Annotated in this window: 21 protein-coding genes and 1 pseudogene; 11 read left to right on the top strand and 11 right to left on the bottom strand. The window is 71.5% G+C overall.

The genetic code is table 11. The features are described from left to right. The first annotated feature begins 97 nt into the window (after positions 1-97). From ACZ61C_RS37015 to ACZ61C_RS37005, 3 genes are all read left to right on the top strand, one after another. Positions 98-1306 carry a PucR family transcriptional regulator gene (locus ACZ61C_RS37015; protein ID WP_465312559.1) on the top strand — a complete coding sequence of 403 codons (1209 nt, stop codon included), beginning with the start codon at positions 98-100 and terminating at the stop codon, positions 1304-1306. Positions 1307-1459: 153 nt separating this feature from the next. Continuing rightward, positions 1460-3790 (top strand): molybdopterin cofactor-binding domain-containing protein, encoded by a 2331-nt coding sequence (locus ACZ61C_RS37010; RefSeq protein WP_465312558.1) that lies wholly within the window; start codon positions 1460-1462, stop codon positions 3788-3790. A gap of 9 nt (positions 3791-3799) precedes the next feature. Continuing rightward, positions 3800-4276 carry a (2Fe-2S)-binding protein gene (locus tag ACZ61C_RS37005; RefSeq protein WP_465312557.1) on the top strand — a complete coding sequence of 159 codons (477 nt, stop codon included), beginning with the start codon at positions 3800-3802 and terminating at the stop codon, positions 4274-4276. Between the two features lie 34 nt (positions 4277-4310). Here ACZ61C_RS37005 and ACZ61C_RS37000 read toward each other — a convergent pair whose 3' ends face one another. From ACZ61C_RS37000 to ACZ61C_RS36970, 7 genes are all read right to left on the bottom strand, one after another. Further along, the gene (locus tag ACZ61C_RS37000) at positions 4311-4892 is read right to left on the bottom strand and encodes a carboxymuconolactone decarboxylase family protein (protein WP_465312556.1); all 582 of its coding nucleotides are present in this window, start codon (positions 4890-4892) and stop codon (positions 4311-4313) included. Next, entirely contained in the window at positions 4879-5199 is a 321-nt protein-coding gene (locus ACZ61C_RS36995; protein ID WP_465312555.1) for a hypothetical protein, read from the bottom strand. The genes ACZ61C_RS37000 and ACZ61C_RS36995 overlap by 14 nt, the downstream gene beginning before the upstream one ends. A gap of 43 nt (positions 5200-5242) precedes the next feature. Next, the gene (locus tag ACZ61C_RS36990; protein ID WP_465312554.1) at positions 5243-5737 is read right to left on the bottom strand and encodes an SRPBCC family protein; all 495 of its coding nucleotides are present in this window, start codon (positions 5735-5737) and stop codon (positions 5243-5245) included. A 78-nt stretch (positions 5738-5815) separates the two neighbouring features. Next, positions 5816-7030 (bottom strand): RNA polymerase sigma factor, encoded by a 1215-nt coding sequence (locus tag ACZ61C_RS36985; protein ID WP_465312553.1) that lies wholly within the window; start codon positions 7028-7030, stop codon positions 5816-5818. Next, complete coding sequence (locus tag ACZ61C_RS36980) at positions 7027-7392, bottom strand: YciI family protein (protein WP_465312614.1); 366 nt, start codon at positions 7390-7392, stop codon at positions 7027-7029. The genes ACZ61C_RS36985 and ACZ61C_RS36980 overlap by 4 nt, the downstream gene beginning before the upstream one ends. A gap of 88 nt (positions 7393-7480) precedes the next feature. Continuing rightward, a complete protein-coding gene (locus ACZ61C_RS36975; protein ID WP_465312552.1) occupies positions 7481-8632 on the bottom strand; it encodes a hypothetical protein in 1152 nt (383 codons plus the stop codon). Positions 8633-8678: 46 nt separating this feature from the next. Then, on the bottom strand, positions 8679-9014 hold the full coding sequence (locus ACZ61C_RS36970) for a twin-arginine translocase TatA/TatE family subunit (protein ID WP_465312551.1): 336 nt from the start codon (positions 9012-9014) through the stop codon (positions 8679-8681). A gap of 170 nt (positions 9015-9184) precedes the next feature. Here ACZ61C_RS36970 and mobA point away from each other — a divergent pair, with 170 nt between their 5' ends. The 3 genes from mobA (at position 9185) to ACZ61C_RS36955 (ending at position 11540) form a co-directional block, all read left to right on the top strand. Then, on the top strand, positions 9185-10033 hold the full coding sequence (gene mobA / locus ACZ61C_RS36965; protein WP_465312550.1) for a molybdenum cofactor guanylyltransferase: 849 nt from the start codon (positions 9185-9187) through the stop codon (positions 10031-10033). A gap of 468 nt (positions 10034-10501) precedes the next feature. Beyond that, on the top strand, positions 10502-11059 hold the full coding sequence (locus ACZ61C_RS36960) for a hypothetical protein (RefSeq protein WP_465312549.1): 558 nt from the start codon (positions 10502-10504) through the stop codon (positions 11057-11059). 40 nt (positions 11060-11099) lie between these two features. Continuing rightward, the gene (locus tag ACZ61C_RS36955) at positions 11100-11540 is read left to right on the top strand and encodes a hypothetical protein (protein WP_465312548.1); all 441 of its coding nucleotides are present in this window, start codon (positions 11100-11102) and stop codon (positions 11538-11540) included. Between the two features lie 8 nt (positions 11541-11548). Here the strand turns inward: ACZ61C_RS36955 and ACZ61C_RS36950 are convergent, their stop codons facing one another. Together ACZ61C_RS36950 and ACZ61C_RS36945 are read right to left on the bottom strand one after the other, a co-directional pair. Then, the gene (locus ACZ61C_RS36950; RefSeq protein WP_465312547.1) at positions 11549-12157 is read right to left on the bottom strand and encodes a helix-turn-helix transcriptional regulator; all 609 of its coding nucleotides are present in this window, start codon (positions 12155-12157) and stop codon (positions 11549-11551) included. A gap of 135 nt (positions 12158-12292) precedes the next feature. Continuing rightward, the gene (locus tag ACZ61C_RS36945) at positions 12293-13000 is read right to left on the bottom strand and encodes a TetR/AcrR family transcriptional regulator (RefSeq protein WP_465312546.1); all 708 of its coding nucleotides are present in this window, start codon (positions 12998-13000) and stop codon (positions 12293-12295) included. A 96-nt stretch (positions 13001-13096) separates the two neighbouring features. Here ACZ61C_RS36945 and ACZ61C_RS36940 point away from each other — a divergent pair, with 96 nt between their 5' ends. Further along, entirely contained in the window at positions 13097-14218 is a 1122-nt protein-coding gene (locus ACZ61C_RS36940) for an FAD-dependent oxidoreductase (RefSeq protein ID WP_465312545.1), read from the top strand. A 12-nt stretch (positions 14219-14230) separates the two neighbouring features. On the opposite strand, the gene ACZ61C_RS36935 is transcribed toward ACZ61C_RS36940, so the two are convergent. Further along, a complete protein-coding gene (locus ACZ61C_RS36935; protein WP_465312544.1) occupies positions 14231-15742 on the bottom strand; it encodes an FAD-dependent oxidoreductase in 1512 nt (503 codons plus the stop codon). A gap of 215 nt (positions 15743-15957) precedes the next feature. Between ACZ61C_RS36935 and ACZ61C_RS36930 the strand changes: the two genes are divergently transcribed. The 4 genes and pseudogenes from ACZ61C_RS36930 (at position 15958) to ACZ61C_RS36915 (ending at position 18209) form a co-directional block, all read left to right on the top strand. Beyond that, on the top strand, positions 15958-16749 hold the full coding sequence (locus ACZ61C_RS36930; protein WP_465312543.1) for a hypothetical protein: 792 nt from the start codon (positions 15958-15960) through the stop codon (positions 16747-16749). 45 nt (positions 16750-16794) lie between these two features. Beyond that, positions 16795-17070: pseudogene (locus ACZ61C_RS36925) on the top strand (ArsR/SmtB family transcription factor); the annotation flags it as partial. 1 nt (position 17071) lies between these two features. After that, positions 17072-17677 (top strand): SRPBCC domain-containing protein, encoded by a 606-nt coding sequence (locus ACZ61C_RS36920; RefSeq protein WP_465312542.1) that lies wholly within the window; start codon positions 17072-17074, stop codon positions 17675-17677. Positions 17678-17717: 40 nt separating this feature from the next. Continuing rightward, a complete protein-coding gene (locus tag ACZ61C_RS36915) occupies positions 17718-18209 on the top strand; it encodes an SRPBCC family protein (protein WP_465312541.1) in 492 nt (163 codons plus the stop codon). Positions 18210-18353: 144 nt separating this feature from the next. Here ACZ61C_RS36915 and ACZ61C_RS36910 read toward each other — a convergent pair whose 3' ends face one another. Next, positions 18354-19115 carry a class I SAM-dependent methyltransferase gene (locus tag ACZ61C_RS36910; RefSeq protein ID WP_465312540.1) on the bottom strand — a complete coding sequence of 254 codons (762 nt, stop codon included), beginning with the start codon at positions 19113-19115 and terminating at the stop codon, positions 18354-18356. Positions 19116-19638: the final 523 nt, after the last annotated feature.

The raw sequence follows: 19638 nt of genomic DNA, 5'->3' as shown, positions 1-19638 counted from the left end.
CAGGATCGTCGCGTGATCATCCGACTCACGTGATCCAGGACCGATCCGCGCGGCCGCGGGCTCCGAACCCCTGCGCGGGCGGCGACGGTGGGTGAGAATGACCGAGGTGCGGGTGGACAGCGGCGACACGGCGCGGTCGCTCGCGGCCGGCGTGCTGCGCGGGCTCGACGAGCTGACCGACCTCCTGGTCTCCGTGATCGGCGACCAGAACCCCGGCTACCGCCTGGTCGACGTCGTGCCGCGGGACGACCTGTGGCACTCGTGCCACGACAACCTCCGGCGGGTGCTGCAGCTCATCGGGCACCCCGGCGACGCCGGCGACTTCTACGACGCGGCTCGCGCGACCGGACGCCGCCGCGCCGAGCAGCAGCTGCCGCTCGATGACGTGCTGCGGTCCTTCCGGATCGGCGGGCGGCTGGTCTGGCAGGCCCTGACCGACCACGCCCGAGCCGCCGGAGAGGTGAACAACGAGGCGATGCTCGACCTCGCGACCCGGGTGTGGGAGGTCGTCGACGCGATCTCGGCCCAGGTCGCGCAGGCCTACCACGCGGCCGAGCGCAGTCTGGTGCGCGCGGACGAGCAACGACGCGCGTCGTTGTGGGAAGGACTGCTGCAGGGGCGAGCCGCCGACGCCGGGTTCGCCTACGAGGCCGGCCGCACCCTCCGCCTGCCGATCTCCGGGCCCTACGTCGTGGTCGCGGCCGCGGGTCCCGGGAGCGACGACTGCGTCGAGCCGCTGGGTGTCGCACTCGAGAAGCTGGGCTCGGCGTCGGCCTGGCAGTTGCGCGCCGACGTGCTCGTCGGCCTGGTTTCGCTGCCCGGCCGCGAGGTCGCGAAGGCCACGATGACCGTCGGGTCCGTGCTGGCCACCGCGGCCGGCGTCTCACTGGTCGTCGACGGGCTCGCCGCCGTGCACACCGCCTACCGCCAAGCGGTCCTGGCGATGCGGACCGTGCCGCCGGGCCGGACCAGCGTCGTGTGCCTGGCCGAACGCCTGCCCGAAGCCTTGCTGCTCAGCTCGCCGGAACTGACCGATTCGCTGCTGCAGACCCGGTTGGGTGGCCTGCTGGACCTGGGTGGGGACGAACGCGGTCTCCTGCTGGAGACCCTCGCGGTCTGGGTGGGCACCGGCGGGTCGGCGACACGCTCGGGGCAGGCGCTGCACTGCCACCGCAACACGGTGCTGAACCGGATCCACCGGATCGAAGGACTGATCGAGCAGCGGCTCACCGGCGGGGAAGTGCCGTTGGAGCTGGCGCTGATCGTGCGCGCGCTGCCGTTCCTCCCGCCACCGCGCCTGCCCTGACGGGCGCGGGCTGTGCACGGTGCACAACGGCACTAGGCCAAACGTAGGCACTCGGGGCATTCTTTCGGCGCCGTGATCTGTGTAACACTCCGGCCGGCGGCGTCCCAGCCCCGCACTTCTCCGACACCGTTGTTCGAGAGGAACCAGCCGCTCATGGCCCACCACGTCCCCGCCGCGCAGCCACCCGAACCCGAACCACGCAGCTTGGGCCGTCGCCGCTTCCTCGGCTTCGTGCTCGCCGCGCCGACGCTCGCCGTCGCCGCGCAGCTGGGCGCCGCCGAACTCGCGCCGGGGCAGGCCGAGGCGTCGATCCCGTCCCTCCCGCAGCCGGAGGACATCTTCGACCTCGGCGACCTGCAGAACCTCGCCGCCCTCCCGACCTCGGGCCTGGTCACCGTCGGTGTCGGCACCGACGGACGCGCGTCCTTCGCCGTCCCGCGGGCCGAGGTCGGGCAGGGGATGACCACCGCGGTCGCGATGATGATCGCCGAGGAGCTCGACCTGCCGCTGGACCGGATCGACGTCACCCTCGCCGACGCGCGGCCCGAGCTGCTGATGAACCAGCTCACCGGCGGGTCGAACTCGATGCGCAGCATCTACACCCCGGTCCGCACCGCCGCCTCGATCGCCCGGCAGCGGCTGCTCGCCGCGGCCGCCGCGCAGTGGGGCGTCCCGGTGTCGCAGCTGACGACGTCGGCCGGGACGGTCCGGGACGCCGGCGGCCGGCAGGCCGGGTACGGCTCCCTGTCGAAGGCCGCCGCGTCGGCCACGACGATCAGCGTGGTCGCCACCTTGAAGGCACGCTCGGAGTTCAAGGTCCTCGGCACCCCGCAGAACCGGGTCGACGCCCACGCCGCGGTCACCGGCCGCAAGCAGTTCACCCTCGACGTCGACGTCCCGGACGCGCTGCCGACCATGGTCGCGCGGCCACCGACGATCAACGGAACGCCGCGGACGATCGCCAACGCCGCGCAGGTCAAGGCGATGCCCGGGATCACCGACGTGGCCGCGATCTCGCACGGCGTCGCGGTGCGCGGCCGCACGTTCGGCCAGTGCATCGACGCGATCCGCGCGCTGAAGGTCACCTGGGGACCGGGCACGGTGGACGGTGAGTCCGACGCGACCGTGCTCAAGAAGCTCAAGGCCGCGCAGCTGCCGATGGCCGTGCCCGGCCTGCTCGACCAGTACATCGACGCGGAGTTCACCTTCGCCGCCGCCAGCAACAGCCCGCTGGAGACCGGCGCCGCGATCGCCGACGTCCGGCCGGACCGCGCGGAGATCTGGTCGTGCCTGAAGGTGCCGATCGTCGCGCAGGAGGACATCGCCAAGCAGCTGGGCCTGCCGCAGGACGCGGTGAAGGTGCACGTGACCCAGGGCGGCGGCTCGTTCGGCCGGCACCTGTTCCACGATGCGGCCGCCGAAGCGGCGGAGGCGTCTCAGAAGATGGGCAAGCCGGTCAAGCTGATGTGGTCGCGCACCGACGACTTCCGCCAGGGCCGCATCCACCCGATGTGCGTGTCGCGGGTACGGGCCACCTACCTGCTGGGCAACGTGATCAGCTTCGAACAGCGGCACACCAGCGTCCAGACCGAGTTCAGCCACGGGCTCGGCGAGATGCTGACGGCCTTCGCGTCGCGGCTGCCGATCGCCGGGAACCTGAGCTTCGCCGAGTCGATCTTCCTGCTGACCCAGTCCTCGCCCTACAACTTCGGCGTGACCACCCAGCTGCTCAACGAGATCCCGCTGAAGTTCAACACCGGCAGCATGCGCAACATCTACTCGCCCAACGTGGTCACCGCCGAGGAGCTCGTCGTCGACCAGCTGGCGAAGAAGTTCGGCAAGGACCCGGTCGCGTTCCGCCGTGAGTTCCTCAAGGACACCCGGCTGCGCGCGGTCCTGGACAAGGCCGCGCAGGTCGGGAACTGGGGCCGGGCCATGCCGGCCGGCACCGCACAGGGAATCGCGCTGCACTCGGAGTACCGCGGCGCGATCGCCGTACTGGTCGAGATCGACTGCCGCCCCGAGACCGTCAACCGCAAGATCCCGGACGCCGTCACCGGTCCGCGGGTGACGAAGGCGCTCGTCGTGGTCGACCCCGGGTTCGCGATCAACCCGCGCGGCCTGGAAGCGCAGATGATCGGCGGGCTCAACGACGGCATCGCGATGTGCCTGACCTCGAGCGTGCACATCAAGGACGGCATCCCGCTGGAAGGCAGCTGGGACAACTACTTCTACACCCGGGAGTGGAACACCCCGCCCGAGACGCAGGTCGTCGTCATGCCGAACACGTCGACCAGCCCCAGCGGCGCCGGTGAGCTCGCGGTCGCGCCGTCGTTCGCCGCGGTCGCCTGCGCCTACGCCCGGGCGGTGGGCAAGATGCCGACGTCGTTCCCGATCAACCACGGCACGCTGAGCTTCGAGCCGTTGCCGCTGCAGCCGTCCACGCCGCCGTCGCCCACCGACGGCCTCGACCACGCCTACTAGGAGCCAGCCGTGCCGCAACACACGTTCAAGGTCAACGGCCGGCAGGTCACCGTCGACGCCGACGACGACCTCCGCCTCCTGTGGGTCCTGCGCGACCTGCTCGGCATCACCGGCCCGAAGTACGGCTGCGGGCTCGACGTCTGCAAGGCGTGCACCAGCCACATCAACGGCAAGGCGTTCAACCCGTGCTCGGTGCGGGTCGCCGACATCAAGGACACCGACGAGATCACCACGATCGAAGGCCTGCCCGCGACCGTCGGGAAGGACCTGCACCCGATGCAGGAGGCGTGGCTGCAGCTGGACGTCGCCCAGTGCGGCTACTGCCAGCCGGGCCAGATCATGGCCGCGGTCGCGAAGGTCAAGCAGGCGACCGCCGCGGGCCACGCGATCACCGACGCCGACCTCGACGAGATCCGCAACATCTGCCGGTGCGGCACCTACGCCAGGATCCGGGAGGCGATCCAGGCGGGGGCCCGGAACATGTGACCGGGGACGGGGTTGCCTGCCTGGCAACAGCTGCTCAGGCGTAGCCGCGTTCGAGCATCATGCCGGCGGCCTTGTCGAACTCGGCGTCGGTCGGGATCGCGAAGCCCAGTGCGTTGGCGTAGCGGGTGATGATGCCGAACACGGCCGCGACCGCGGCCGCGTCCTCGAGTTGTCCCCGGGTGGCACCCGCGGCCAGCGCCGCCCGGACTTGGTCGCCCTGCAGGTCATCGGGGCTCGCCGTGATGGTTTCCAGAACGGCGAGCGTGGCGCGCAGGGACTCCGAGATGGGCGCGGTGTGGTAGTCGGCGAGGACCGCGTCCGCCACGGCCTTGTCCATCCCGTGCACGGCGATGGCCCGGTGCGCCCCGATGCAGAAGGGACTCGAGTTCCACTGGGCGACCATCGCGGCCATCAGTTCCCGCTCCGCCACGGACCAGTCGCTCGGTCCGCGCATCACGTCCTGCGTCCACGTGCCGAGGGCCGTGCCGACGAAACCCTTGTGGTAGAAAACAACCCGGGCCGCGTCCGGGAGACGCGCGCCCAGCGCCAGGGAGATCACCCGGATCAGCAGCCTGCTGCGGAGACCGTCACCGCGTTCGACCTCAGGCAGGCGCATCGGTCGCCTCCTCGATGACCCGGGTAGCGGTGTCCCAGCGAGCCAGACCCGCTCCGACGCAGGCGGACATGACGACTTCGAACGCTGCTTTGTCGCTGCCGGAAGCCTGCCGGACGGCGGCGACCTCGTCGTCGGTCACCCGGTAGGAGGCGACACCGATCTGCCGGGCCAGGGCGTCGTACGGTTCGGCCACCGGCGGCCCGCCCGCCGCCCGGGCCGCGACCGCGGTCCGGAGCGCGGAATCGGTGACTCCGGTGTTGCTCACCGCCGCGCGCAGTTCTTCCGCTCGATCGCGGTGTGTGCTCATGTGGCCTCTCCGCTGTTGCCAGGGTCAGGGGACGGTATCCGCTTCAGGCCTCCGCGGCATCCCGTCGCGTTGCCGCGCGGAACCGGTCGAGGTACCGCGGCCAGCCCGAGCCGGAGCCGAGGCTCGTGAAGCTTTCCCAGCCTTCGCCGTGCCGGTCGAGGTGGTGGTGGTCGAGGGCGACCCGGGTGCGGCCGGCGCCTTCGGCGGTGAACCGGATCTCCACCTCACTGGTGTGGCCGGGATCGGACTCCAGCTGCCAGCGTGGGCTGATGTCCCAGCTGAGGACCAGCCGCTCGGACGGCTCGAAGGCGAGAACCCGCGCCCAAGCGCACCGGCTGCCATCGGTGCCCACGTCGTACACGCTGCCGCCGGCCTGGGGCTCGAAAACCGTCCGCTCGATCGGCACCGCGAGCAGGTTGTGCTCGCGCGGCTTGACCTCGTCGAACCGTTCGGTGAACACGCGGAAGGCCTGCTCGACGGGAAGGTCGACAACGGTGTCGGCCTGAACCGAGGTGGCGGCCGGTGACGTGCTGCTCATGGGTGTGTCCTTTCGGCGAGTCGTCGGTTGACTCACCAGAGGACGAACGGCCGCCCGGCTTCTCGACGGCTCGTCCCGTCAGGTTTCCTGGATCCGGCCGGCGAGATAACGCCGGTCGGCGAGGGTGGTGGCGAGGTCGTGGGCACGCCGGTACGCCGCGGCTGCTTCGTCCGCGCGGCCGAGGCGACGCAGGAGATCGGCGCGAGCCGCGTGCAGCAGGTGGTAGCCGTCGAGACCCTCGATCCGGTCGACCAACGCCAGCCCCTCGGCCGGGGTGGTGGCCATCGCGACGGCCACGGCGTGGTTGAGGGCGACCACCGGAGACGGCGTCAACCCGAGCAGCTGCTCGTACACCGCGGCGATCGCGGCCCAGTTCGTGTCGGCAGCCGTCGGCGCCTGGGCGTGCAGGACCGCGATGGTCGCCTGCAGCACGTACGGCCCGGGCGCGCCGAAGCGCAGGGCCCGGTCCAGCAGGCCGACGGCTTCGGCGATCTCGGCGTGGTCCCAGCGTGCGCGGTCCTGGTCGTCGAGCAGGACCAGGTCGCCGGTCGGCGCGTACCGGGCGGCCGAGCGCGAGTGGTGGACCAGCAGCAGCGCGACCAGGGCGAGGGCTTCCGGTTCGTCGGGCATGAGGGTGGCGACGAGCTTGGCGAGCCGGATCGCCTCTTGCTGCAGTTCGCGGTACTCCGGCTGGTCGCCGCCGGCGGTGTAGCCGCGGGTGAAGATCAGGTAGAGCACGGTGAGGACGCCGGAGAGCCGCTCGGGCAGGAGGCGGTCGGCGGGGACTTCGAGGCTGATTCCCGCGTCGCGGATCTTGCGTTTGGCCCGCACGAGCCGCTGGGCCAGGGTCGGTTCGGCGACCAGGAAGGTCCGGGCGATCTGGCCGGCGGTCAGGCCGGCCACGGCTTGCAGCGTGAGCGCGACTCGCGCCTCTTCGGCCAGGGCCGGGTGGCAGCAGGTGAAGATGAGGCTGAGCCGCTCGTCGCCGATGCCGGGAAAGCGATCTTCGTCGAATTCCACGGTCGTCACCTCCGGTGGTTCGCCGAGCTGCGCGAGCTTTTCGCGACCTCGGCGGGCGCGCCGGAGCCGGTCGATCGCGGCGTTGCGGGCGGCGGTCAGCAGCCAGGCGACCGGGTCGTCGGGCGGCTGGTCCCACTTGCGCAGGGCGAGCGCGCACGCGTCCTGCAGCGCGTCTTCGGCGAGTTCGAAGTCGCCCAGCACGCGGACCAGGGCGGCGAGCATCTTGGCGCGGTGTTCGCGGTAGGTCTCCTGCAGGACGGGCGCGGCCGTCATGCGCCCGTCGACGCGCGGTGGTCGAGGTCCGGGACCCCGGCGATCGGGCGGACCTCGATCGTGCCGTCCGCGGCCATGGGACAGAGCGCGGCCAGCTCGAGGGCTTCGTCGAGGGTGCGGCAGTCCAGGACGTAGGTGCCGCCGAGGTGCTCGTGGGTCTCGGGGAACGGGCCGTCGGTGATCAGCGTCTTGCCGTCACGGACGCTGACGGTGGTGGCGGTGTGCTCACCCTGGAGGGGGTGGCCGGAGACGAACGCGCCCCGCCGGCGGCATTCCTCGGCGAAGGCGTTGACCCTGGCCAGTGCGTCGGGGAAGGCCGGGTCGCCGGGTTCGGGGCGATGGCAGTTGTAGATCAGCAGCATGTACTGCACGTGGCCTCCAGCTCGAGCTGTGGTGCTGTCGTCGAAGAGGATGACGAACGGATCGACCGTAACTCGACACCCCGGCCGCTCACGGGTGCCGGATCAGGCCGGCCGGTGCGGGAGTCAGCGGGAACCACGTGTCCCGCCGCAGGATCCAGGTGCCGTCCGCGGTCGGGTGGGCGGTGCCGAGGTTGATGACCGCCGCGGTGCCGGGGAACCCGCCGGCGACGATGCGGTCGCCCTCGCGCAGCACGCCGGGACCGGCGGTGAGCGTGGTCAGCTCGCCGGGGCCCGTGGCGAGGCCGACCGGGCGATCGCTGGTCGCGGTCCGGGCGCTCAGCCCGGATGTCCGCAGCGTCGTCAGGTCTGTGCCGGCCGAAGCGGTGGGCCCGCCGCTGGTGACGACGCCGATCAGCCCGTCGTGGACCGTGAGCAGGTCACCCGGTTGCGCGTCCGCCGCACCGGTGACGGTGAAGGTGCCGTCGAGACGGGGGTCCGCGGTGACGGTACGAGTGGCCGGGTCGTCGGCTGCCGCGGCCAGGGCGGCGATGCCCCGTTCTCCGCGGTCGCCGAACGCGAGCTCGGTGTTCCATGCGGCTGCCTGCGGCGGCAGGGCCACAGTCAGCAACCCGTTGAGGGGCGAGCCGGCGGTGGCCGCGATCTCTTGCTCGACGGCGCTGGTGCTGTACCGGGCGCCGGGCATGCCTGGCGCGACGAGGGCGGCCGCCCAGCTCGCCGGGGGCTGATCCCCGGGCGCGGGTCTGGAGACGACGAAGCCGTAAGCCGCCGGGACGGGCGCGCTCGTGGAGACGGTCAGCTGGGCTCGCACCGTCACCGTCGTGGTGCCGGTGGTCGACGGCGCGGTCATGAAGCCCAGCGACGTCCTTCCGGTCGCGTCGGTGCGGCGCAGGACGACCAGAGTGGCGTTCTGCCCGCCGAGCGGCCCGGCGTAGAGCACGGCGGCTTCTGATCCGGGCGCGGCTGCGAGGCTGGCGTTCGCCCAAGCCAGTTTGGCGCGGCCGACCAGCGCGGTGTCGCCGGCCAGGGGGCCACGCGCGGGCCACTGGGTCACCGCGATGGGCTGGGCCGTGGCTTGATCACCGTCGAAGGCCGTCGCGAGCGCGGCGCCGCCACCGGCCGCGACGACCGCGGCCACCGCGACTCCCGTCACGGTCCGCCGCCGTCGTAGCGCCCGCGCCTGCAGGACCCGATGCGCGACCGAGGCGGCCTCGCCGTCCACGGAACGGATGGTGTCGTCGATCTTGACCGCGGTCCTTTCGGTTGTGTCAGGTGGCTTCCATGTCCACACCGGCTGCCCGCCCGGTCGGCGGCACCGGGGCGGGGACCGGCTCGTCGGACGGCGGGTCCAGTATCAGCCGTGTCAGGGCAGTGCGGGGACTGAGTGCCCGGAGCTGGTTGAGCTCGCCGAGCGGCTTGCGGAGCTGCTCGAACTCCGGGCCGACCTCGCCGCGGATCTGCTCGTGGGCGTTCGCGAGGGCGTCCTTGGCCTTCTGGGTGGTCTTGCGGACGGTCGCGATCGCGCCGGGAAGTCGTTCCGGTCCGAGGATGAACAGCGCGGCGACCAGCAGGACGAGCAGGTGCTCCGGGCTGAGTCCGAACATCGTGACCTCCGGTCGCGGGTACAGGGCGGGCGATACCCGAGCCAGTCGGCGCTCTTCTCGTTCGAGGCCGCTGGCACAGCGGATGGGTCGGGGCCGGCGCCGCTGCCGTCCGCGGAGCCACGGATTTTCCCACACGCACTTTGAGCCGGCGCGCGGATAGCATCGTCGGCATGCAGACCGCGGCCGGTGTTGTTCTCGCGGGTGGGCGCTCCACCCGCATGGGACAGGCCAAGGCCGACCTCGAATGGCACGGCTCGACGCTGCTCTACCGCACCACCGCCCTGCTGACCCGGACGCTCGACGGCCCCGTGGTCGTCGTCGCCGCGCCCGGGCAGGAGCTGCCCGCGCTTCCGCGCGGCGTGCGCGTCGTGACCGATCCGGTTGAAGGCCTCGGGCCGATGCAGGGCCTCGCGGCCGGATTCGCGGCCGTTGCGCAGGAGGCGCCGGTCGCGTTCGCGTGCTCGGTGGACATGCCGTTCCTGCACCCGGCGTTCGTCCGCCGCGTGCTGCGCGGGCTGGCCGACACCGGCGCCGACATGCTCCTGCCGGTCGCTCGCGGGTTCCGGCAACCCCTCGCCGCGGGCTACCGCGCCGAGCTGGCCGGGCTGATCGCGAAACTGGTGACCGAAGGCGATCTGCGTCCCGGCATGCTGGCCAAGCACTGCACCGTGGCGAAGCTCGAAGAGGACCAGCTCCTCGACGACAGCGCCCTGGAGCGCGACGACCCGACGCTCGAATCCGTCGTGAACGTCAACACCCCCGAGGACTACGCGGCGGCCCGGGCCAGGCCACCGGCCGAGGTCACCATCGAATGCTTCGGCTCCCTGGCCCGCGGCGACGGCCATTGCCCCCGCCGCGTCCCCGCGGCGACGCTCGGCGCGGCCGCCGAAGCGGCCGAACTCACCCTGGACCGGCACATGGTGGCCGCGCTGAACGGCGACCGGGTGACCCGGGACCCGCTGCTCCCGCTGGTCGCCGGCGACGCCGTGGCGTTCCTGCCGGCCGACGCCGGCGGCTGACCAGGCCTGGACAAAGCGCTGTCCTATGTGGAAAAGTTGTTCGGTCCGGACGCCGACATCGCGGTCGTCCGGCTCGTCCACCGCGACCAAGGCCTGCTCGTGGCATCAGGCAATCCGCCACTGTGGACGCTGCTTGAGAATGCGGATTTCCGACAGAGGCGGAGAAACTCGGAGTAATGCCCGATACTCCGTCCGCCGGGAGCGACCACGTGCGTGGTCGGTGCGACACCGAAACCGCCTGCGCCGCCGAAACCGGCGGACTTCGGTCCGGCACCTCGGCACCTCCGCCGGTTACGCGGGGCTCGCGGTCGGCGCGGTCGGCCTCGGCCTGGCGAGGTTCGGTGCTGGCTACGTCCTGATCGGGGGAGCGGTGCCGGTCGCCGATGTCACCGCCGCACCCGCGCCGCGCACGTATTCTCCCTATGGGGCGGGCGATCGTCTGCTGAGACGAACCGATCGGACGTGGGCATGACCGGGTACGGCCGGGACCGGGAACGCAGGCGGCGCACCCGCACGGTGCTCGGCGCCGGTCACGTCACGGCGTTGACGGCCCTGCTCGGTCTCAAGACCGGCTGGGTCCCGGCGGCGGCCACCCTGCTCGGCCTCCTCGCACTGGTGTACGTGGTGTTCTCGCTGATCGCGTGGCGGGACACCCGCGCCGAGCGCCGACGACGTGCCGCGGGGCAGCCGCCGTCGTGGTCGGCTCAGCTGCCGGTGCCGGTCGCCCAGCTCCTCGGCGCCAAGGCGCCCGGCCGTCACGCCCGCCGCGCCGACGAGGTGGGTGAGCTGCTCGGCCGGTTGTCCCTCCGAGACGGCGAACTGTGCTGGGAGCCGCGAAAAGCAGATCGCGACCGTGGCGTCGGCCCGCTGACGTTCGACCGGTCGTGGACAGCGGAGGTCGTCCCGCTTCGGGGCCCGGGAGACCAGGGCTGCCTGACGCTCACCTCCTCCGAGGGCACGGCGGCGGACCTCTGGATCCGCCATCCGGCGGACCTCCGCCAAGCCTTGACGGCGCTCGTCCGGTAGCTGTCTCGGCCACAGCTCGGTCTCCTGCTAGCTTGCTCGGGTGAGTCTCCTCGACGACGTGGCCGAACGTGACGGCTGGCGGTGCTGGGTCTGCGACGAACCCGTCGACCCGGACATGTCGGTCAACGATCCGCGCGGGCCCAGCGTCGACAGCCGTACCGCGGACCGCAAAGCCAAGATCGCCGAACGGCTCGCGCACCGCGGGTGCAACACGCGCAAAGGCGCGGTCAAGGTGGTCATCGCCTGGCCGGACCGCCTGCACGTGGTCGAACCCGCGCCGCTGAGCACGGTCGCCGGCCGGCTGGAGCGCAAGGGCGGCCGCGAGATGGTCGCGCGGTGCCCGACCGAAAAGGACGCCCGGGAGGCGGCGGACTGGCTGGTGGACCGGTTCTCCCGGCTGCTGCCCGGGCTGCCGGTGACGGCCGCGGTCGAGCCGGGCGGCGGTCAGTTCCTCGTCATCTTGGCCGCCGGCCGCCGCTGAGCGGGGCGTCAGCCGAGCCAGCCCGCGTCGGTCGCGACGCGGATGCTGTCGACGAGCGAGCGGGTGCGCAGCTTCGTCTGGATCGCGGTCAGGTGGTTGCGGATGGTGCCGGGCGCCAGCCCGAGCGAGGTGGCGATCTCCTTGGGCGGGCTGCCGGCGGCGGCCGCGGTCAGGACCTCCTGTTCCCGAGGAGTCAGCGGGCTTTCCTTGACCGACCAGGCCGACAGCGTCAAGCTGCTGCTGACGGCGCGCTGTCCGTTGCCGACCGTGGTGATGACGTCGTGCAGCCGGTCGACCCCCTCGTGCAGGAAGACCACTCCGCGCGGTTTCAGGCTGAGGATCTCCTGCGCGTCCTGGCTGGACAACGACGACACGAGGAAGATCAGCCGCTTGCCGTGCGATTCCGGCCGGGGCGAGGGCGGCGGGCGGTGCCGGTCGGCCTCCCGCGGGTGGAGGACGAAGACCAAGCCGTCGGCGGCGGCGAGCGCGGCGCGGGCGAGTGCGAGCTGCCCGAAGCCGAACACCCGCTCCGGGTCGAAGTCGTACGTGCAGGCGAGGAGCGCCGCGATCGCCGCGCGATCGATGCTGTCCGGGCCGATGAGTACGGCGTGCTTCATGGCGGCTCGCAGGGGTTTGCTCTTTAAGGTCTGTTTACTTGATCACGGTGACGGAACTCTACGTGCCGGTACCCCGCGCCGTATTCACCCTTGAGGGTGAAGGTGGATCAAGTGAACGATCGTCGGCGTCCGGGCCTATGTGGACGAACGCTGTCGCGGCTTCCCGGACGGCGCAGCGACTTCCGGCCGCAGGTTGTCCATGAGCCGGCCGAGGGCGAACCGGAAGCGGTCGTCACCGGTGCCGGAAATCAGCTCCGCTGCGTGGCGTCGCGTATGCGGGAACCTCTCGGCGGGCAGTGCGGAGAAGCGGTCCAGCAGCTCCTCGGGGCCGAGCACCCATTCCTGGTCCTGGTGCCGGCGTCGGTGCTCGACCAGTGACCGCTCCAGGGTGTACGCGCTGACGTAGAGCGACAGCGCGTCGCGGGCCCAGCCGGCCGTCCTCGGCTCGATGCCGGCGGCGAGCAGGATCGCCAGGATCCCTTCGCCGACCCGCAGCGTTTCCGGGTGCGTCGGCACCATGGCCAGCGCCGCGCGCGAGACCCCGGGGTACCGCAGGTACAGGTCGCGGATCTGCGTGTAGACCCCGGCCAGCTGCTCGCGCCAGGAAGCGGGGTCCGGTTCGGGGAGCACCACCTCGGCGTAGAGCCTGCCGATCAGCAGGTCGTCGATGTCGCCCTTGGTGACGATGTGCGCGTACAGCGACGACGGACCCGTGCCGAGCACGGCGGCGACCCGGCGGATGGTCAGCGCGTCGTACCCCTCGGTGGCCACGACTTCCAGGGCGGCGTCGGTGATCCGGTCGACGGTGATCGGCTTCCGGCGCTGGCGGGGCTCGGCGGGCATGGCCGTCACTATAGCTTGACACGATCTTAGTTCGTCAGATAGAACTTAGATCGTCAAAACGAACTTAGTTCGTTCCGATCGTCTGGAGGTAGCCGGATGCGAGTGTCCGTTGTCGGGGCCGGCCTGGGAGGGCTGGCTCTCGCGCAGGGTCTGCGTGGCGCCGGGATCGAAGCCGACGTGTTCGAGCGTGACCCGGCGATCGCGGCGCGGTTCCAGGGCTACCGGCTCGTGCTGAACCCGGCCGGTTTCCAGGCGGTGCGCGACTGCCTGCCGGCGCGCTGGCACGCCCTGCTGGACGAGATCGTCATGGAGGCCGCCGCGGAGCAGCTGATCCTGGACCCGCAGCTGAACGAGATCGGCAGGCTCGGCGCGGGCCGGACCGGCCTCGTGGTCGACCGGCAGGTGCTGCGCCACCTGCTGACCACCGGCCTCACCGTGCACACCGACGCCGCGTTGACCGGCTACGACACCCTCGCCGACGGCACCGTCCGAGCCCGGTTCGCCCGCCGCGACCCGGCCACCGCCGACCTGCTCGTCGGAGCCGACGGCGTCAACTCCGCGGTTCGCGGCGTGCTGTCGCCGCGGACCACCCCGGCCGACACCGGCGTCCGGTTCGTCATCGGCCGCACCCCGCTGACCGGCGAGTTCGCCACCCTGGCCAAGGCCTACGGTTCGAAGATCACCGGTGACGGCGTCAGCCTGCTGCTCGGCGCGATGCGCTTCCGGACTCCGCCGAAGCAGGCCGCCGAGCACCTGGCCCCCGAAGTCACGCTGCCCGACATCGGCGACTACGTGCGCTGGGCCATGATCCTGCCGCCGGACGGCTCGCCGGCGGGCCTGACCGCGCAGGACGCCGTGCTGTCCCATGTGGACGGTTGGCACCCGGAGCTGCGGGCACTGGTCGAACAGGCCGACCCGGACAACAGCACGCTGCTGTCCATCCGGGTGGTCCGGCCCGGAGCGCGCTGGGCGCCCGGGCCGGTCACCCTGCTCGGCGACGCGATCCACGCGACGTCCCCGACCGGCGGCAACGGCGCGAACACCGCACTGCGCGACGCCGACCTGCTGCGCCGCTGCCTCATCGAGGCCGGCGAAGGCCGCCAGGACCTGCTCGACGCGGTCGACGGCTACGAGCGGCAGATGTTCGAGTACGGCGCCGAAGCCGTGCGCAGCAGTCTCGAGAAGCTGCCCGCCTTCGTCCCTGAAGCAAGTCGCTAGGAAGGGGTCACATCAGACGCTCGCCTCGCCGAACCAGCGCCGGGCGGCTCGTTCGAAGGAGCCGCGATCGGGCACGTGCTCTCCGGTCCAGGCGACGACCCCGTCGGGGCGGACCAGGAGCGCACCGAGGCCGAGGTCGTTTTCCGCGGTTCCCGCGGCGTACCGCAGCTCGCTTTCCCATCCCGCCGCGGAAGCACGCAGGTGCTGGTCGGGGCTGAAGTCGAGCGCGGCGCCGCGGCCGTCCCGCATGAGGTCGGCGAGGCTCGTGCCGTCGTCCAGCCGGAAGTCCGGCGCGACGCGGCCGACCAGCGGCCGGTCGTCGCCGAGGTCGTGGCGGGCCGACATGCCGGAAAGCTTCTCGAACACGTAGGTCGTCCCGTTCCGGGTCCGGAGCAGGTCGCGCAGCACGCTCTGGACGGCCTGGGCGTGCGGATCCGGCCGCATCGACGCCACCTGGGCCCGCGTCCAGCCGAGCGCCCAGGCGCCGACCGGGTGGCGCTCGCGGGTGTAGGTGTCGAGCAGCCCGTCCGGGGCCTGGCCGCGCAGGGTCGCCGCGAGCTTCCAGCCCAGGTTGGCGGCGTCGCCGATGCCGGTGTTGAGCCCCTGCCCGCCGAGGGGCGAAACGATGTGCGCGGCGTCGCCGGCGAGCAGGACGCGGCCCCGCCGGTAGGTCGTCGCCTGCATCGCGCGGTCGGTGTAGCTCGAGGCGAGGTGGACCTCCGTCAGTGTCACGTCGGTGCCGGAGACGCGCCGCAGCACTTCCTGGAGGTGTTCGCGGGTGACCTCCCGCGAGCGGTCGAACGCGCCGCCGTCGAAGTCCATCACGCCGATGTGCCCCTCCGCCGCCATCCGGATGTACATGCCGCGCGGCGTCGGAGTGAACCCCGGCCTCAGCTTTTCGACGTCGGGGATGGTGGCGAGGGCGACGTACCCGGTGAACTGCGGCTCGGTGCCGGTGAACTCGAAGCCCGCGAGCCGGCGCACCGCGCTGCGCCCGCCGTCGCAGCCGACGGCCCAGCGCGCCGGGTACTCCCGTGCGCCGGCGCGCACGACGACGCGCCCGTCGTCCTGGGTGAGACCGTCCACGGCGACCCCGCGGCGGATCTCGACCCCGAGCTTGGCCGCCCGCTCGGACAGCACCGCTTCGACCGTGTCGAGGCTGGTCATGACGGCGTCCGGCACCGAGCCGGGCAGCCGGAACGGCAGGGCGGCGAGGTCGACGTCGGCCGCGTCGAGCACGATCCCGGCGAAGTGCCCCGCGAACCGCGGCCGAGCCGGGTCGTCGTCTTCGGCGGCGCCGAACGCGGGACCGGCCTCGGTCAGCAGTGGCTCGAGGAGCCCGCGCCGGTGGAACGCCGCGACGGAAGCGGCGAACAGCCCGCGCCGCCCGAGCGGGGCCGTCCGCCACGGCGCGCCAGGCTCCGGCTCCCGCTCGAGAACCAGGACCGAGCAGCCCGCGAGGCCCAGTTCGCAGGCCAGGAACAGCCCGACGGGCCCGGCGCCCACGATCACCACGTCATGCATGAGAAATCCCCTTCCGCTCACCGGATCTCGGCGACCGGTTCAGGCTGCGGCGGGCCGCGCTCAGGGCGCGCACACGGCGCTGGCACGGGGGTGTCAGGCGCGCACAGCGCTGACGCCGGAGAGGGCGCGCGGGCTCCGGAGCGGGCAGGATGGGGTGCGGGGGAGTCGTGCTCGCCGGACGCACGATCCCTTTCCGGCCCGAGGATTGGACGCAATTGGGACGCTCGTCGGTGTTCACCTTCCAGTACATCGCCATCGACACCGAGGCCGGTGTCACGCCGGAAGAGTTCGAGTCTTTCGTGCGTGCCGAAGGCGTTCACCTGCCCTTGTACCCGGGGTGGCGGTGGACTCTGCTGCGCGGGTTGCGCGGCGAGCGGACCGGCCAGTACCTGATGCTGTACGAGATCGAGAGCGCCGAGCAGCGCGACCGCTACGTCACGGCCCGGGGTGAGCAGACCGAGCAGGCCCGGCTGTTCTGGGCGCAGCACCCGGAGGCGGAGGCGGTGCTGGCGCGGTGGCGGCGGCTGGGCACGTTCGCCGGGCTGCCGACGTTGTTCACCGACTACCGGCTGCTGGCCGACAACCCGCGGAGCACGGTCACGCCCGGCCCCCGCTACCGCGACCGCCCGGGGGAGGAGCCCGTCGCCCGGGTCGTCGGGATCCACAACCTGGCGTTGCGCGCCGGCGTGACCGAGGAGATGTTCGACCGCTTCATCGCCGAGAACCACCACCGCATCGACGACTACCCGGACTGGCGGTTCCACGTGCTCAAGGGCGAGCGGGGCAACCGCCTCGACCAGTACGTGATGATGATGGAGATCGCGAGCCTGGACGCGCTGGACGTGTTCTACCCCGAGCCCGACATCGCCACCGGCGAGGCGGCGGAGTTCGCGTCCGCCCATCGTGACACCAAACAGATGTACGAGGAGTGGAAGCAGCTGGCCTCGTTTTCCGGCTCACCGCAGATCTACACGGACTACCTCGCCGTCGCGGAGAATCCCGCGTAGTCCCGCACGCCAGGATATCAGCACTGGCTTATATAAGGCAGATGTGGCGCGATCACGGAGGTGATCCGGGCCGAGTTCGCGCTGTCGCAGCCGGCTGTCTCCCAGCACCTGCGCGTTCTGCGTGAGAGCGGATTCGCGTCGGTCCGGGCTGAGGGGGCTCGCCGGTTCTACGCCGTCGATCCCTTGCGGCTGAGGGAGGTTGACGTGTGGCTGGACCGGTTTCGCGGGTTCTGGGACCAGCGGCTCGATGCCCTGGGAACCGAGCTGGCCCGCGGCAGACGCGCATCCCGGACCTCGGGTGCCGGCGAGAAAGGACCATGACATGAAGGACGTGCTCGACGAACTGGCCGCTGCCCGCCGGGCGATGGGCACATCGACCCTGCCCGCCGGCGACGCGTACACCATCGAGCTGCGGCGTCGCTACGACGCGCCGGTCGAAGACGTGTGGGACGCCATCACCGACCCCGAGAGACTGGGCCGCTGGTTGAAGCCGGTCACCGGGGACCTGCGGCTCGGCGGGTCGTTCGTGCTGGACGGCGGTGAGCACGGCGAAATCCTCCGGTGCGACCCGCCGCGGCGGCTGCGGGTGTCGTGGCTCTTCGGACCGGACGCCGACGAGTGGCCGGGGACGAGCGAGGTCGAGGTACGCCTGTCCCGGGCCCGGCCGGGGACACCGAGCTCGAACTGGTCCACGCGGCAGCCGTCGGGGAGCCCCTGTTCCCCACCTACGGCCCCGGTGCCGGCGGTGTGGGCTGGGGCCTGCATCTCCTCGCCCTGGCCGGGTTCCTGGCCGACGGCGAGACCCTGGACCACGAGGAGTTCCGGACTTTGCCCGAGGGGCGCGAGTTCGCTCGGCGCAGCGCCGCGGCATGGGGCGAAGCGCACCTGGCGGCCGGCGCCCATCCGGATCACGTGGCGGCCGCGGTAGCCGCCACCACCGCGTTCTACGCGCCCGAAGGGAACGCGCGATGAAGTACACCACCTCGATCGAGATCGCCCTGCCCCGCGAGAAGGTGGTCCAGCTGGTCGCCGACCCGGCGCACCTGCCGAAGTGGCTGCGTGGCCTGGTCCTGCACGAGCCGGTGAACGGGGTGCACGGCCAGGTCGGCACCACCTCGCGAGTCGTGTTCCAAACGGGGAAGCGGAGGATGGAGGCCACCGAGACCATCACGCGCCTGGAACCTGCGGACCTGCACGCGGTTCCCAGTTCGGTCGTGGTGCACTACGACCGCGAGATCGTCGGCGAGGGGATGTGGCAGGCCCAGCGCGACCGGATCATCGCCGCCGGTCCGGGCACGACGCTGTGGGAGAGCGAAAGCGAGTTCCGGTTCGACGGGTTGCCGATGCGGCTGATGGGGCGTCTGATGCCCGGCGCCTTCCGCAAGCAGTCGCGGCAGCACATGCAGGACTTCAAGGCGTTCGCCGAGCAGGGGACGGACGTCCGCCAAGAGACGAACTGATCTGTCACTCGGTGGAGAGCGCGATCGCCTACGACGTAGGCGTTGCCGCTTCTGCTGAAGGGCGACCTCGCTGACTGTCAACGCGGCAGGAACGGTCCCCGCAACGGCGTTCCACAGGCTCCACGTGGCGCAGTCCAGCCGGACTCATCGGAGTACCTTGCTCGCGACCACCATGTAGTTCTCGGCCTCAAGATCGAATGTGCTCAGTTCCCTCTGGAGTCCGACCCGGTGCAGCTCGACTTCGAGTTCCTCGTACCGGTAGGGCCAGCAGGACAGCAGTTCCGAGCGGACGAGAACCGACCCGGTCACATCGACTTGCGCGATCGCGATCTCGATGTGGTGCTCCTCCTCCCAATGCTGCGCGATCTCCCAGCGGTAAACCACGACGGCATCGCGACCGTTCCGGCGGACGAGCCGGTCACCGATGTCCAGCCGGGAACCCCTGGCCCTCACGAGTTCCCAAGTGCGGGATGTGAGTACCAAGCGCCCGCCAGGGCGCAGAAGCCGTGACATCGACTCCAGAGCAGCACCTCGGCCTGTCGCGCCCGCGGCATGGTGGAGCGAGTTGCCGACGCAGAACACCATGTCGAACGTGTTGTCCTGGAAATGGCCGGGTAACTCTTCCCAGTTCGCCCGCACGGCCCGGACGGATGCCCCGAACTCCTCGGACAACTGTGCGGTCCGACGAACCATCGCCTCGCTGGCGTCGGTTGCGACGACCTGCATGCCACGACCGGCGAGGCCGACCGCCAGCTGTCCGGTTCCGCACGAACAGTCGAGGACGTGAGCGTTCGGCGGCAGCAGATCGAGGACGTCGCCGAACGACGCAGCGAACTCGGCCGGAGGCAACTTCGCCTCCGAGATGAGCCATTCGTACACCTCGGCAAGCACGTCATAATCTGTCACGACTATCACCTCCGTCGCGCGGCAGACTCACGGTGGGACACAGTCCATCAGCGGAGCAACCCGGGCACCAATGGTTTTCGCAAGGATGGCTCCGACGGTGTTCGTGGGTTGTCAGCGCCCAAGTGCCGCTCGGTCCTTGACAACCAGTTGCTGCGTGGCCGAACGCCTCGTGGCGACGGCTGCGATGGCCTTGCGGGCGGCGATGCGGCTCTACGAGCTGGGCCTGGGCATGCGAGGGCGTTTATTGCGGTGCTCTGCAAGGAGTCGATGGAGAGCCATCGGGAGCCGAACGACGCGGCACCTTGGCGACGGCGGTCAGGAATACGACGCGTCGCGCCCATGCCATCGTCGCGCTGCCCTCGGTCCGCCGAGCGGTCCTGTGTGGAGCGACGGCACCCGGCTGCGCGCGGACGTGGTCAGCCGGTGCACCGGATCCGCCCGGCCCTGTTCCACCTCGCGGACAGGTTAGGCGAGTAGCACGTCGAACCCGGGCGCCGCGTTTCAACGGCGCATCGCCGGCACC

This window comes from Amycolatopsis sp. NPDC104587 (assembly GCF_055583645.1).
Note: the sequence above shows the minus strand (reverse complement) of the source record. Positions and strands in the feature narration are given on the sequence as shown.